The sequence below is a fragment of the Nonomuraea maritima genome, assembly GCF_900100395.1.
GTDB classification, from domain to species: Bacteria; Actinomycetota; Actinomycetes; order Streptosporangiales; family Streptosporangiaceae; genus Nonomuraea; species Nonomuraea maritima.
Window position 1 is genome coordinate 14882 of the sequence record NZ_FNFB01000051.1, and the last position, 13023, is coordinate 27904.

General features: G+C 69.8%; 13 protein-coding genes. 6 read left to right on the forward strand and 7 right to left on the reverse strand.

The features are described 5' to 3' along the window. The first annotated feature begins 128 nt into the window (after positions 1–128). The 3 genes from BLR04_RS38210 to BLR04_RS38220 all read left to right on the forward strand — a co-directional run bounded on the left by BLR04_RS38210 (position 129) and on the right by BLR04_RS38220 (position 6681). Positions 129–512 carry a VOC family protein gene (locus BLR04_RS38210; protein WP_090774055.1) on the forward strand — a complete coding sequence of 128 codons (384 nt, stop codon included), beginning with the start codon at positions 129–131 and terminating at the stop codon, positions 510–512. A 130-nt stretch (positions 513–642) separates the two neighbouring features. Next, a complete protein-coding gene (locus BLR04_RS38215; RefSeq protein WP_218129331.1) occupies positions 643–3396 on the forward strand; it encodes a helix-turn-helix transcriptional regulator in 2754 nt (917 codons plus the stop codon). Positions 3397–3507: 111 nt separating this feature from the next. Beyond that, positions 3508–6681, forward strand: coding sequence for an ATP-binding protein (locus BLR04_RS38220; RefSeq protein WP_090774057.1), 3174 nt, complete (start codon positions 3508–3510; stop codon positions 6679–6681). On the opposite strand, the gene BLR04_RS38225 is transcribed toward BLR04_RS38220, so the two are convergent. Both BLR04_RS38225 and BLR04_RS38230 read right to left on the reverse strand, forming a co-directional pair. Further along, positions 6650–7924, reverse strand: a complete 1275-nt coding sequence (locus tag BLR04_RS38225) for an MFS transporter (protein WP_090774058.1) — start codon at positions 7922–7924, stop codon at positions 6650–6652. The two genes, BLR04_RS38220 and BLR04_RS38225, sit on opposite strands and share 32 nt — an antisense overlap. Positions 7925–7990: 66 nt before the next feature. Further along, on the reverse strand, positions 7991–8785 hold the full coding sequence (locus BLR04_RS38230; RefSeq protein ID WP_090774059.1) for an alpha/beta fold hydrolase: 795 nt from the start codon (positions 8783–8785) through the stop codon (positions 7991–7993). Positions 8786–9000: 215 nt separating this feature from the next. Here BLR04_RS38230 and BLR04_RS38235 point away from each other — a divergent pair, with 215 nt between their 5' ends. After that, the gene (locus tag BLR04_RS38235) at positions 9001–9507 is read left to right on the forward strand and encodes a monooxygenase family protein (RefSeq protein WP_090774060.1); all 507 of its coding nucleotides are present in this window, start codon (positions 9001–9003) and stop codon (positions 9505–9507) included. An 81-nt stretch (positions 9508–9588) separates the two neighbouring features. Here BLR04_RS38235 and BLR04_RS38240 read toward each other — a convergent pair whose 3' ends face one another. Beyond that, positions 9589–10284 (reverse strand): NUDIX hydrolase, encoded by a 696-nt coding sequence (locus BLR04_RS38240; RefSeq protein ID WP_090774066.1) that lies wholly within the window; start codon positions 10282–10284, stop codon positions 9589–9591. Positions 10285–10409: 125 nt separating this feature from the next. Between BLR04_RS38240 and BLR04_RS38245 the strand changes: the two genes are divergently transcribed. After that, positions 10410–10928, forward strand: a complete 519-nt coding sequence (locus BLR04_RS38245) for a hypothetical protein (RefSeq protein ID WP_143022412.1) — start codon at positions 10410–10412, stop codon at positions 10926–10928. Positions 10929–10950: 22 nt separating this feature from the next. Here BLR04_RS38245 and BLR04_RS38250 read toward each other — a convergent pair whose 3' ends face one another. Next, entirely contained in the window at positions 10951–11166 is a 216-nt protein-coding gene (locus BLR04_RS38250; RefSeq protein WP_090774062.1) for a hypothetical protein, read from the reverse strand. A 12-nt stretch (positions 11167–11178) separates the two neighbouring features. Here BLR04_RS38250 and BLR04_RS42540 point away from each other — a divergent pair, with 12 nt between their 5' ends. Continuing rightward, positions 11179–11472 carry an HIT family protein gene (locus tag BLR04_RS42540; protein ID WP_090774063.1) on the forward strand — a complete coding sequence of 98 codons (294 nt, stop codon included), beginning with the start codon at positions 11179–11181 and terminating at the stop codon, positions 11470–11472. 80 nt (positions 11473–11552) lie between these two features. Here BLR04_RS42540 and BLR04_RS38260 read toward each other — a convergent pair whose 3' ends face one another. The 3 genes from BLR04_RS38260 to BLR04_RS38270 form a co-directional block, all read right to left on the reverse strand. Beyond that, on the reverse strand, positions 11553–12083 hold the full coding sequence (locus tag BLR04_RS38260; protein ID WP_090774064.1) for a DinB family protein: 531 nt from the start codon (positions 12081–12083) through the stop codon (positions 11553–11555). A 250-nt stretch (positions 12084–12333) separates the two neighbouring features. Continuing rightward, positions 12334–12633 carry a hypothetical protein gene (locus BLR04_RS38265; protein ID WP_090774065.1) on the reverse strand — a complete coding sequence of 100 codons (300 nt, stop codon included), beginning with the start codon at positions 12631–12633 and terminating at the stop codon, positions 12334–12336. 60 nt (positions 12634–12693) lie between these two features. Next, the coding region (locus tag BLR04_RS38270; protein WP_143022413.1) for an RNA-guided endonuclease InsQ/TnpB family protein at positions 12694–13023 on the reverse strand (330 nt) is incomplete at its 5' end.

The window sequence follows — 13023 nt, forward strand, 5'->3', positions numbered from 1 at the left end:
AGACGAGTGGTTCGAACTTCTGAGGCCGGGGATCTGTGTCGCCGCGCTCCGGCTGCGGCTTGGTTTCTGGCGGGAAGTGCCGCCAGTGGAGCAGCTGATTCGGTCTGTTTCTCCGTCATACTGCGGTCATGTCTTCTCTTGTGCGTCATGTGACCGTTGACTGTGCGGACGCCTATCAGCTCGGGACGTTCTGGGCGGAGGTGCTGGACGCCAAGCTCGGTGAGGATGATCATCCTGGTGACCCCGAGGCCCTGGTTGAGGCGGAGGGCGCCGCGATCCTGTTCGTCACCGTGCCCGACGCCAAGACGGTGAAGAACCGGATCCACTTCGACATCCAGCCCAAGGACCGTACTCGCGACGAGGAAGTCGAGCGTCTGCTCTCCCTCGGCGCCACGCTGGTCGGCGACCGCCGCCGCCCCGACGGCTCCGGCTGGGTCACTCTCGCCGACCCCGAAGGCAACGAGTTCTGCGTCGAGCGCAGCGCCGCCGAGCGCGCCGCCACCACCTCCTGACCTCCGCCCGCCGTCCAGGCGTGCGGCGCCGTTGGGGAGTCCGTCGAGCGTTGTGGTTTCCTACCTTCGGAGCGCATGAGCCCAGTGCTCAATGCTCCGTCACGACTGGCACTGGGCGGGGGGCGGGCACGTGGACCCTGATGCGGAGTTGTTCGTCGGCCGTACGCGTGAGTCCGAGCGGCTTCGGTACTGCGCGGGCAAGGTCAGGGAAGGTGACTCCTGGCTGGCCGTCATCGAGGGTGAGGCCGGCATCGGCAAGAGCGCCCTCGTACGCAGGTTCGCCGCGTCACTGGACGACTTCACGGTCCTCCGGGCGATCGGCGACCCGTCGGAGGCCGACCTGCCCTACGGCGTGATCGGACAGCTCAGCCGGCACGTGGATCGAGCGGTGCTGCAAGAGTTCCCCCTGCTGGCCGAGGTGCCGTCCGCGGAGACGAATCCGCACGTGGTCGGCGGGCAGTTGCTGCTTCTGCTGGGCGCGTTGCAGGAGTCGGGGAACCCCGTCGCTGTGGTCGTGGACGACGTCCAGTGGGCGGACCGGCTGTCGGTCCAGACGTTGGGCTTCGTTCTGCGCCGCCTCTGGGCGGACCGGGTCCTGACGATTCTGGTGACCCGGCCGGAAGAGGACGGCGACCCGCTGGAGAGGCTGCTGCGCTCGTCGGAGCGGACGGTGAAAATCGATCTGGGCGGGCTCGGCGGCGCCGAGATCGCGCAGCTGGTGGAGGCCCTGATCGAAGGCCGGTTGGCGCCGGGTCTGGCCGACCGGCTGCACGCCTACACCCGAGGGCACCCGCTGTACGTCCGGACCGTGCTGTCGGAGATTCCGGCCGACGTGCTGCGCGACGGCGGGTTGGAGCGCTGGCCCGTCCCGCGATCTCTGCAGGTCGGGATCAGGGCGCAGCTGGACCGTCTCCCACAGGAGTCCCGCGAACTCCTGGAGGCGATGGCGGTGCTGGACGCGCGGGTTCCGCTGTCGGCGGCCGGTCGGCTCGCCGACCTCCAGGACCCGGCGCGCGCACTCGGGCCCGCGCTGGCTGCAGGGCTCGCGCTGTGGTGGCCCAAGGAGCCGCAGAGCCCCGTCGCCGTGGTGCACGCGCTCCAGCGCGACACGATCTATGACTCGCTCACCCCTGAACGGCGTCGCTCCCTGCACGCCGGTGCGGCCGAGCTCGTGGGCACGGCCGCCGGCTGGGCCCATCGGGTCGCGGCTGCCGCGACCACCGACGCCCGCCTCGCGGACGAGCTCGACCGGTCGGGAACGGAAGAGGCGGCGGGCGGACGCAACGCCGTCGCCGCCACGCGCCTCCTGTGGGCCTCGTCCCTGTCGGCCGACCGCGCGGATCGCGAACGACGGCTCCTCACCGCCTGCGCCCAGTCGCTGCTCACCATGCAGCCCGGCTGGGCCGCGAACCTGCGGCAGCAGGTGGAGGACTGCTCGCCGGGGCCGCTGCGCGACTGCGTCCTGGGGGCCCTGGACATGATGGCGGGCCGGTTCGCCACCGCCGAGGCGCACCTCACCCAGGCATGGCAGGAGGCCATGTCGCTCCAGAACCCCGGCTGGGTCGCCGTACTGGCCGGTACCTTCCTGACCCACATCACGCTCTGGCGCGGGCGGGGCGCCGAGACGGTGGAGATCGCCCGCCGCACCCTGACGGTAGGCGATCTCGACCCGGCCACGACCGATTTCACCCGCGCGGCCCTGGCGACCGGCCGGCTTTGGCACGAAGGTCCGCGCGCGGCGTTGCTGGACCTCGCGCATCTGCCGGTCCAGGGCACCGCGGCGCCCAACCACCATCTCGACACGCTGGCCACCCGTGGCGTCCTGCGACTGTTCCTGGGCGAGCTCTCCGCGGCGCGCGCCGACCTCCAGGTCGTGGTGCAACGCGACCAGCAGGGGGCCGGATCCAAGTTCGGCCCCCTGACGCTCTCCCTCCTGTCCGTCGTCCACTACGTCGCGGGCGACTGGGACGAGAGCGAGTCCACCGCGGAGCGGGCCCTCGCCGTCGCGTCGTCCCAGGACCAGCTGGCGGGCGAGGCCCCGGCCGGATTCGCGGCCGTCTGCGTCAGGGCCGGCCGCGGCGAGTGGGACGTCGCCCAGCGGCACCTCGTCGACCTGGCGCGGATCGCGCAGTCCCTCGGCTCGGCGGCCGAGATCGTCTACTCGTCCCTGGCGGCCGCGACCGTGGCACAGGCCAGGGCCGACCACACGGCCATGCTGCGCTCGCTCCGGCCGCTGCTCGACGGGACGTCCTTCCGTCTGCTGCACAAGCCCTTCTGGATGTGGCAGCAGTCGCTGCTCGTCGAGGCGCTGACCGGCACCGGACGGGTGGACGCCGCAGCGGTGGCCCTGCGTGAGCTGCGGGCGGCCTACGACGACGACGGCTATCCCGGGGTCGTCATCGCCGGACTCGGAGGCCGGCTCGCCGAAGCCCAGGGCCGTCCGTACGACGCCCTCGCGATCTACGAGGAGGCCGTCGCCGCCGACGCGGACACCGCGCCCCTCTACCGGGCTGTCGTGGAGCAGGCGTACGGAAGGCTTCTCCTGGCCACCGGCTCCGCGTCGCGACGGCACGCGGCGGTGTGGCTTCACCAGGCTCACGGCCGTTTCAGCGCGCTGCGCGCCGCCCCGTACGTCCGGCGGTGCGAGGCCGATCTGTCGGCGAGCGGGCTCACGGCCTTCGAACACGATCCCAGCCGGCTGCCGGCGCTGACGGAACGGGAACTGTCGGTGGCCCACGTCATCGCGAGCGGACGGACGAACCAGGAAGCCGCGGCGGAGCTCTACGTCAGCCAGAAGACGGTCGAATACCACCTGTCCCACATCTACGCCAAGCTCGGCATCTCCTCCCGCCGCCAGCTCGCCGAGGCCCTCCGCTCCCCGTGAGCGCCCAACCCTGGGATCGACGACTAGGGACCGTCCCTGGTGTCCTGGCCGGGCACCGGGTGCTTCTCTGCGGTGGGTCCATGACCCACCGCAGAGAAGGGGATCCCGACCGTGGCTCACGAGCGCGCGCTCCGCATCAAGGTCCTCGGCCCGTTGCGGGTCTGGCAGGACGGCGTCGAGCTGGACACCGGCCCGCGGCAACAGGCCTTCCTGTTCGCGCTGCTGCTGGCCCACGCCGGCCGGCCCGTCAGCACGAATCAGCTGATCGACCTCATCTGGGAGGACGACGTGCCGGCCAGCGCGCTCAACATCGTCCAGAAGTACGTGGGTGCGCTCCGCCGGCTCCTCGAACCGTCGCTGCCGGCGCGGGAGAGCGGGGCCTATCTGCAGCGCCGGGGGAACGGCTACCTGTTCGTGGCCGAGTCGGAGACCCTCGATCTCGTCCAGTTCCGTCGCCGGGTGAGGGCGGCCGGGGCCGCCGTGGCCGAGCGGCGGCCGGCGGATGCGCTCGCCTGCTACGTCGACGCCCTCGGGCTGTGGCGCGGGTCCGCGGCCGAGGGCTGGAATCACGGGGCTGCCGCCATGTCGACGTTCGTCGCGCTCGACCACGAGTTCTTCGACGCCTGCACCGCGGCGGCCGAGCTTGCCGTCTCGCTGGGCCAGGCGGAGCGCGTACTCCCGCCTTTGCGCCTCGCCGCGTCGTTGGCCCCTCTGCACGAGCCGGTCCAGGCCGCGCTCGTCTCGGTTCTGGCGGCCGCCGGACACCAGGCCGAGGCGTTGTCCGCCTACCTGGGCGTCCGTGCGCGACTGGTCGAGGAACTCGGCATCGACCCCGGTGAGGCGCTGCGGGCCGCCCACCAGCGTGTGCTGGGCGCCGGCGTCCCGCCACCGCGGGCCGCTGCCGACCCGATCGACGCCGGGCAGCCGGCGCTCGTCGGCCGGGTCGAGGAACTCGCTGTGGTGTGGCAGGCCGTGGAGTCCGCCCTGTCCGGCCGTACCGGGCTCGTCCTCGTGGAGGGCGAGCCGGGCGTCGGCAAGACGCGGCTGGTCGAAGAGGTGACCGATGCGGCGCACGGGCAGGGCGCGCACGTCGTGTGGGGCAACTGCCTGGAGGACGCCGGCGCACCGTCGATGTGGCCGTGGGTGCGGTCCGTCGGCGCGGTCCTGGACGCCCTGGCGCCGGCGTCCCGCGAGAAGTGGCTGACCGGCGAGCTCGGCTACCTCGTCGAGTCGGACGACCGGGCACCGGCCGAGCCGGAGCAAGCCGACGCCGGAGGCCGGTTCCGCCTGTTCGAACTCGTCGCCGCGCTGCTCCGCGAGGTCTCCGCCGTGCGGCCGGTCGTGCTCGTCATCGACGATCTCCAGTGGGCCGACGTCGCTTCCCTGCAGCTGTTCGGTCACCTGGCCGTCCGGCTGCCGAGCGGTGTCGCGATCATCGGCACGTTCCGCGACCGCGCTCCCACGTTGGGGACGGAGCTGTCCCGGCTGCTCGCGGTGACCAGCCGGGTGTCCGGTCATCGCCGCATACGCCTCGGCCCGCTGGGACCGGCCGGGGTCGCCGAACTCGTCCGCCGCGAGGCGGGCCGCGACCTCGGGGACGGCGTCGTGCGCGGCATACACGCGCGCACGGCCGGCAACCCGTTCTTCGTCCGGGAGCTGTCCCGGTTGCTCGCAGCGGGGGGCGACATCAGCGGGGACGCGGCCGTGCCGTCCACCGTGCCGTCGACCGTGCGGGACGTCGTGCGCGACCGCGTCTCGCACCTCGACGACGAGGCGCACGACCTGCTCCAAGCCGCGGCCCTCATCGGCCGCGACGTCGACCTCGGCCTGCTCGCCCGCGTCGCCGGGCTCGACACCCAGGCCTGCCTCGACCGGCTTGAGCCCGTCGACCACCTCGGCCTGCTCGGGCCGACTCCCGGGAACCCGTTCTCGCTGCGTTTCGCGCACGACCTGGTCCGTGAGTCGGTCGCCACGGCCATGTCGCCGCACCGGATGATCCGGCTGCATCTCCGCGTGGCGGACGCGCTGGAAGCCACCGGAAGCAGCGTGGAGTCCGTCGCCCGCCATCTCTGGGCCGCCGGTCCCCTCGCGGACCCGTCCCGCACCGCGAGGGCGCTCATCGGTGCCAGTCGCCGGGCGGTCGCCAAATCCGCGCTCGAAGCGGCCGAGCAGCACCTTCGGTCGGCGACGCGGGTGGCCCGCTCGGCGGGTCTCGCCGAGCTCGAACTGTCCGCGCTGTCGCAGCTCACCGCGGTCATCGGCATGGGGTCCGGGTACGTCGGCCAGGCGACCGACCTCCTTGAACGCGCCGAGCACCTGGCCCGCGAACTCGGCCGCGAGGAGGAGGCGGTCAACTTCCTGCTGTCGCGCCAGGCGGCCTACTGCCAGGGGATGCAGCTCGACCGCGCCGAACGGCTGGCGCGGCAGTTCCTCGACCAGACCGAGGCGTCGGCCGATCCCGTCCTGCGCGCCTACGGCCTGCACGCGTGGGCCATCTACCAGTGGGCCATCGGCGAGATCGGCAGCGCGTTCGACTACCAGAGGCGGTCGGACCGCACGCTGCTGGAGGACATCGCCGGCTACAGCGAGTTCCCGCTGCGGCGCGATCTCCACCTGATCGCGGCCGGGATGCACGCCGAGATCTCCGCCCTGCACGGAGACCTCGACGCGGCCAGGCCGGTGCTCGACACGTTGGAGGCCGCCGGGTCCGACCCGTACGCGATCACGGTATGGGCGTCGTTCGCCTCGGTGATCGCGGCGCTCGCCGACGACCCCGCATGGGCACTGCGCGTCACCGAACGAGGCATCGCCGAGGACCCCGGATTCTCCTTCGCCTTCTTCGGCGCGCACCTCCGCGTCATCCGGTGCTGGGCGCGCGCCGTGACGGGCCTCGACCCAGCCACGGCCGCGGCCGAGGCCGAAGCCCTGCTGACGGAGATGCTGCCCGGCCCGCCGCTCACCGGCCGCGCCACCTGGTACGGCCTGATCAGCGAGATGTGGCTCGCCGCCGGCAGGCCGGACGCCGCCGCCGTCGCCCTCGACCACGCCGAACGGGTCGTCGAGACCTACGGCGAGCGCTACGCCGAGGGGTTGCTGTTCCTGCTGCGGGCCCGGTTGCTGATGGCCGGAGGCGCCCGCGTCGAAGTGGTCCGGGCAGCGGCCGAGCGGGCACGTACGCTGTCCGCCGAGCGGGGAGCGCACCTCTTCACCCGCCGGGCTGAGCACCTGATGCGAGAGCTCGGCATGCGGCGTCCTATCGGGCCGGAACATCTGGTCGAGCCGTAGCCGGGAGGAGACCGGGACCGGCTGCCGGCTTCGCCCGGGCGACAGCGACGACGTAGAGGAGCAGCCCGGCTGAGGTGAGAACGAAGCCCGCCCAGACGGTGGACAGCGTTCCCCAGCCCGCGTCGAGGGTGATCGCGCCACCGATCGCGCCCAGCGAGTTGGCCAGGTTGAGCGCGGCCAGGTTGAGCGCGCCCATCAGGGTCGGGGCGTCCGGCGCGAAGCCGGTGAGCCTGACCTGGATGGTGGGGATCGCGAACATCATGGTCGCGCCGACACCGAACAGGCAGGGCAGCAGGATCCACAGGTTGCCGCCCGCCACGCCGATCACCACCAGGAGCGCGAGCACACCGCCGTAGCCCCGGATCAGACCGCGGTGCTCGTACCCGTCGGCGACGCGTCCGCCGAGGTGGTTGCCGACCGCCATGCCGAGGCCGAAGACGGCGAGCGCGATCGGGATGAGCGAGGCGTCCTGCATCGCCGCGTCGGTGACGAAGGGGGCTATGAACGTGTAGACGGCGAAGATGCTGGAGATGCCGAGCGCCGCGACGGCGCTCATCAGCCAGACGTCGAGCCGGCGGAGGGCGCTCAGCTCGTTCGCGACGGAGCCGCCACGCAGGTCGTCGGTACGTGGCAGCCAGGTCACCAGGGCAGCGCCGGCGAGCAGGCCGATGGCGACCACCGTCCAGTACATGGTGCGCCAGCCGGCGTTCTGCCCGATGAAGGTGCCGAGTGGCGACCCGATGATGGTGGCGACGGTGAGTCCGCCCATCACGGTGGCGAACGCCTTGCCGCCCCTGCCCGGGCCGTACGTGTACGCGGCGACGACGGCCCCCGCGCCGAAGAACGCCCCTTGCACGCTGCCCGCGACGAAACGGAACACGACGAGCAGCTCGATGTTCGTCGCCAGAGCGGACAGCGTGTTGCCCACCAGGAACAGCACGATCAGGCCGAGCAGCAGAGTGCGCCGGTTGACCCGGGCGGCGAGAAGGGTGATCGCCGGGGAGCCGATCACCACCCCGATGGCGTACGCGGTGATCGCGTGCGTGGCGACCGGGATCGACACGTCCAGATCCGCCGCGAAGAGCTGGATGATGCCGTTGCTGCCGAACTCGCCGGTGCCGATCGCGAAGGTGCCGAGCGCCAGCGCGAACAGTGTCGGCCTCGGATTGCCGAGGGACGACTCGGCAGCGGTGTGTCGGTTCTCTTCAGCAGTGCACTGGCCTTCGTACGCACGCTGATGCATGGTCTTGTCCTCCAGATTGCACGGTCGCCCGGCAGTACGTCGCGCGCCGGGCGACGTCGGCGGGGGTCAGCGAGCGGCGCGTCTGATGAGGTCGGCCGTCACGGTGGGCTGCGAGATCATCGCGACGTGCGAGGCGTTGACCTCATGGATCTTCGAGTCGGCCCGCCGGGCCATGAACCGCTGCGCCGCGACGGGAAGCACCTGGTCGTTCCTGGCGGCGAGGTAGTAGGAGGGAATGGTCTTCCAGGCGGGAGCGCCGGAGGGCTCCCCGAGCGCGCGGGCGTCAGCGGGCCGCTGGCCGGCATGCATCAGGTCGGCGGCAGGCTTCGGCACGTCGCCGGCGAAAACGGGACGGAAGAATTCCTTCTTGATGTATCCGTCGACGGTCCCCTCGCCGTACGGGCGGAAGTCGAGCGCGGCCTCGTCGAGCTTGCTTCCCGGGAATTTGGTCTGCAGCTCCAGCAGCGACTCTCCCTTGTCGGGGGCGAACGCCGCCACGTAGACCAGTGCTTTCACGTTCGGGTTGCCGGCCGCGGCGTTCGTGACGACGATTCCGCCGTACGAGTGCGCGGCCAGGACGATCGGACCGGTGAGCGTGGCGAGAACGCTCGCCAGGTAGGCGGAGTCGGAGGCGACACCGCGCAGCGGGTTCGCCGGGGCGATGACCGGATAACCGTCGCGGATGAGCCGGGCCGCCACATCGTTCCAGCCGGAAGCGTCGGCGAACGCGCCGTGCACGAGGACCACCGTGGGCTTGGCCCCCGGCCGGCGGGTGTGCGCCTGCGCCGGGGAGGTTCCGAGCAGGGCGCCCGTTGCGACTGCGGCTGATCCTGCCAGCACCGCTCTACGAGTTGTCGTCATGATGTGGACCTTTCGGTGTGGTGTTCGCACCTCGGTTGCAGATCCACGTTGAACCCGGGTAATGGACGAACACTGAACGGGCGGTTCAGTCGTCGTCAAGTACGCCGACATAGCTTGCCGGGCATGACAAGGGCACAAACGGCGTCTACTCGCAGTGCTTGAGAGTCGTTGCCCGGCCTCAGACCAGACGTGATCCGACCCCGGAGGAACCCCAGATGCCGACCCGAGTCAACCGGCAGACCGTCGACCTCTCCGCCTATCCAGATCTCCTGGTCCTGTATCTCGGCATGCGGGTGAACCACCTGTACGGTGTCCGGACCTTCTTCAGCTTCGGACGGAAGATCAGTGAGTCGGTCGCCGGCAAGCCGGACGGACTGCTGCTGCACGAGCCCGTCTACTACTCGATCTTCCCGATGAACATGGGGATGCGGCAGTACTGGCGCGACCTGCCGTCGCTGCTCGCCTTCGCCCGGTCGGAGCCCCATCGACAATGGTGGCTCGACTTCCTGCGAGACTCCGGCGGCACCGGCTTCTGGCATGAGACGTACTCGATCAAGGGCGGCATGGAGGCCGTCTACGATGATGTGCCGCAGCCGCTCGGTTTCGGACGGTTCGCCGGGATTCGGCGCGCTCGTGGCCCCATGTTCGGCTCAGCGTCCCGGCTGGGCCGTTCCGAGCACGGCAGCCCGGTCCTCAGCGAGAGGGACCTCTACGAGCCCTGATCACGCGGGTCAGCAGGTCGGCGAGATGCCTGGGCGTGGCATGTGCCGGTCTGCCCCACGTTCTCGATCGGTCCACGTTTGTCAGCCCTTTGGGTCACTGTCCTGTGCGGTGGTGGGGTCCGGTGCGTCCCAGCGCATGACCACCGGTTCGGATGGCGTTTCTCCGCTCACCAGGCGTTCCAGCAGGTCGGCGAGGCCTATGGGGAACACGAGTTCGTCCGAGGCGTGCAGGTCGGCCGGCGTCCACCAGCGGAAGAAGTCGATCAGCGAGCGCTCGGACTGCTCCATGGCGGAGATGTCCACCTGCAGGGCCGGCACGCGCAGGAAGAAGAAGGAGTCCTCCGAGCGCATCAGAGTGCCGTCGTGGCGGATCCAGTCGCCGGCGCTCGTGGCGACGACAGGTCCCAGAGCCTCGGGACGGACGACGTGGCCGATCTCTTCACGAAGCTCTCTCGCGGCCGCCGCGCGTGGTGTCTCCCCGGGTTCGATGCCGCCCCCAGGGGTGTACCAGGCGTGGTAAGGATCCTGGATGGACGGCAGCGCCCGGTACAGCAGGATCCGATCATGGTTGTCGACGAGCAGGACGCGAGCCGAGGCGCGGAAAATCGGTCGGGGGGCAGGTAGGGCGCGGATCGGTATGTGCTGATCGATCGCGTCGCAGCAGACGTCGAAGCCGCTGTGCCGAGGGCATTCGACCTCGCCGACCCGGGCGCAGTAATAGATGTCCGGGCAGTGGCAATCGAGGAACTCCGGCAAAGGGTCGGGGAGGCTGCTCATGGAAGTGAGCATGTGCCGAGGACCCACGCCGAGCGACTGCTTTGATGCTCAACGATGCGAATCCAGGCCGGCTGTTGGACGTGCAGAACTCAGTTCGGGGTGGCACGGCCACGAGTGAGTCCACGATGATGCTGCGCGTGGCGATACTCCGGTGGCTGGCGATCGGTCTTCTTGGCAGCGCCATAGCAGTGCCGCTCTTGTGGCTGCAACGTGGCGACGACGGCTTCGAGCACGCACGGCTGGCAGTCTTGACGACGTTCCTGCTCGGCCAGTTCCTTACTGTCCCTGTCGGGTTGGTGGTGGGTTGTGTACTCACCGCCACGAGATCCTGGACGCGAACCCCTGGATATGTCCTGGGTGCGATCACGACCGTGTCCGGAGTGATCGTCGCCACGCAGGCCCGGGCCACGACGATCTGGCTCGATGGAGAACCGGTCGGGGTTCATGATCCGGAGGAAATGTCCTTGGTGATGTTCCTTGCCTTTTTCTCCGGTGGATTCACCACACTCGTCGGTTTCACCGTCATCATGTTTCGATGGGCCGGCTACGATCCGCAAGCCAATCCCGTGCGTCAACGAGGGCCCTACAGGTACGGCCGGCCGAGACGGCGGATTTTTTCCCGCGTCAAAGGACAGTCCCCGTGAGGGACTCTGCGGAGCGGCGTCTCTATTCAGATGACGGAGGCTCTTTGCCGCGCCTACGTTGCCGCCGATCTTGATATATCAAGCAGGCGGTGATGGCCACTGCAGAAGCGCTGCCGCTTTCCAGCGCTTCCATGAAATCCCATTCGATGAGGAAGCGGACCGCTCCGACGATGGCCGTCGCCACGAGCATGATGAAGCCGTACCCTAACGCCCTGACCAGCGCCTCTCCGAGCTTCATGATCCAATCTCCATGGCGCGGAGTTTAGCCTTACGCCGGACATTCGCCCTACGGAGACCAGCCGGGCGACGGACGCCGGGGCAGGTTTCCGTCGCGTTGCGGGCGTCGGGGCTGCGCTGTGACGGGGTGCGGCTGTCGTTGGCTGACGGGGAAGCCGCCGGGCAGGAGGTCTTCCACGTCCACCTGCACGTGGTGCCGCGCTATCCGGGCGACGGCGTTGTGGTCACCGCCGACTGGAAGAAGCGGCCGCGAGAGCTGCTCGACCGCGACGCGGCACTGATCCGAGCTGCACTCGCGGTGAAGTGACGAAAAGCGCGTACGTTCTGGAGCTGGTCACGCCCTCTGACCGAGCACAAGCACCGCGGGAGCCTGTCCGCAACGCGGTGCTAAGCGCCGCGTCGGGCGTAGAGGTCGCGGACGAAGGCGATCTCCGCTGTGTGGTGGATGAGCTCGCGGTTCATCCACCAGGCGATGTCGAGGATCGGCAGGCCGGGGTCGAGGCCCCAAGGGAACGCGCTGCGCCCGACCATGTCGAGTTCGTGATCCTGCAGAGATGTCAGGGCGCCACGCCAGGTCGCCCAGCCCTCACGCATGAAGGAGATCCCGTCGGCCACGTTGTCGGGCCAGTCGAGATCATCGGGTGTGAGGGTGTGGCCGCCGTTGGTGTAGTCGGCGCGCATGATGCCCATGTCACCGAGATGGCCGACGAGCAGAGCGATGGTTCGCGTACGCGGTGACTCGTCCGGAAGTGGTGTTGGGCGAAGCTTGCCCCGGGCGTTCGGCGCCAGGGTGGCGGCGTCGCGCTCGGGCAACCACCAGAACTCCTCGTCCGTGAGCCCCTGCATGCGCTCGAGCGCCATCGCGAGCGATGTGTCAAGCTGCGCCAGCAGTGGAGCCAAACGGGGTGGCACCGACATCCTGCCTCCTTGCCCGTGGTCAAGATTTCCGCCACCCTAGTCGGCCCCACTGACAATTTCGATCAGTCGCGCTCGCGCCTCTCGCTCGGACACGGTGTTACGGGCGACGAACGTGCCGACCGTCCCCGGACGGCGCCGTCCGGCACGGACCCTACTGGAGTTGTTCGGGCGCTGAGGCGAGTGCTCATCCTGCTCTCAGGAATTGCTCAAAGGCTTCCCGCGCCAGCGCTGACACGCTCTTCCCTTCCCGCTAGGCGCGGGCCTTCGCGCGTTCACGCAACTCCTCCGGAACTCTGAAGGAGACCCTTGGGGAATGCGCGCCCTCGCCCGTGAGCGAGGGACGTCCGGGGCGGCCGGTAGGCATGTGTACGCGGCCCTCGTCGATCGCGCGATGAACGTCACTGATCGCGTCTCGTACGTAGTCGTCCGTGATCAGGTTGCCTTTGGCGTCGTAGATCTCTTCGGAGTCGCTGTCAATGTCGGAGTCGCAGTCGAGGGTCAGTTCGATGTCTTCGGGCGGCCAGGCTGCCTCGTGCTCAGTCTCAGTCATGGCGTCCTTCTCCTTGACGCGCTCCCCGGCCTGAAGGTCGGGGATTCAGCCCGTGCCGCTTCACGCGGCACCTCTGTGGCTTCCTGTTTCGTCGGCCTGTGCCACCGCGATCGATGGTCTTACCCGGCCTCCACAGGCGTTTAGCCTGTCCGCCCGTCCGGCGGCCAGAATATTCTTGGCTGCGTTGATGTCCCGGTCGTGGGCCGCCCCGCACAGGCAGGACCACGACCGGACGTGCAGCGGCATCGACTCGGCGGCGGTCCCGCATGCAGAGCACAGCTTCGAGGACGGGAACCACCGGTCGATCCTGACGAGCGTGCGGCCGTACCGGGCGGCCTTGTAGGCGAGCATCGCCGTGAACTGGCCCCATCCGGCGTCGTGCACGGACTT

Coding starts and splice junctions, on each gene's coding strand:
- BLR04_RS38210 (WP_090774055.1), top strand. CDS start 129: ATGTCTTCTCTTGTGCGTCATGTGACCGTTGACTGTGCGGACGCCTAT.
- BLR04_RS38225 (WP_090774058.1), bottom strand. CDS start 7,924: ATGCATCAGCGTGCGTACGAAGGCCAGTGCACTGCTGAAGAGAACCGA.
- BLR04_RS38230 (WP_090774059.1), bottom strand. CDS start 8,785: ATGACGACAACTCGTAGAGCGGTGCTGGCAGGATCAGCCGCAGTCGCA.
- BLR04_RS38235 (WP_090774060.1), top strand. CDS start 9,001: ATGCCGACCCGAGTCAACCGGCAGACCGTCGACCTCTCCGCCTATCCA.
- BLR04_RS38240 (WP_090774066.1), bottom strand. CDS start 10,284: ATGAGCAGCCTCCCCGACCCTTTGCCGGAGTTCCTCGATTGCCACTGC.
- BLR04_RS38245 (WP_143022412.1), top strand. CDS start 10,410: ATGATGCTGCGCGTGGCGATACTCCGGTGGCTGGCGATCGGTCTTCTT.
- BLR04_RS38250 (WP_090774062.1), bottom strand. CDS start 11,166: ATGAAGCTCGGAGAGGCGCTGGTCAGGGCGTTAGGGTACGGCTTCATC.
- BLR04_RS42540 (WP_090774063.1), top strand. CDS start 11,179: ATGGCGCGGAGTTTAGCCTTACGCCGGACATTCGCCCTACGGAGACCA.
- BLR04_RS38260 (WP_090774064.1), bottom strand. CDS start 12,083: ATGTCGGTGCCACCCCGTTTGGCTCCACTGCTGGCGCAGCTTGACACA.
- BLR04_RS38265 (WP_090774065.1), bottom strand. CDS start 12,633: ATGACTGAGACTGAGCACGAGGCAGCCTGGCCGCCCGAAGACATCGAA.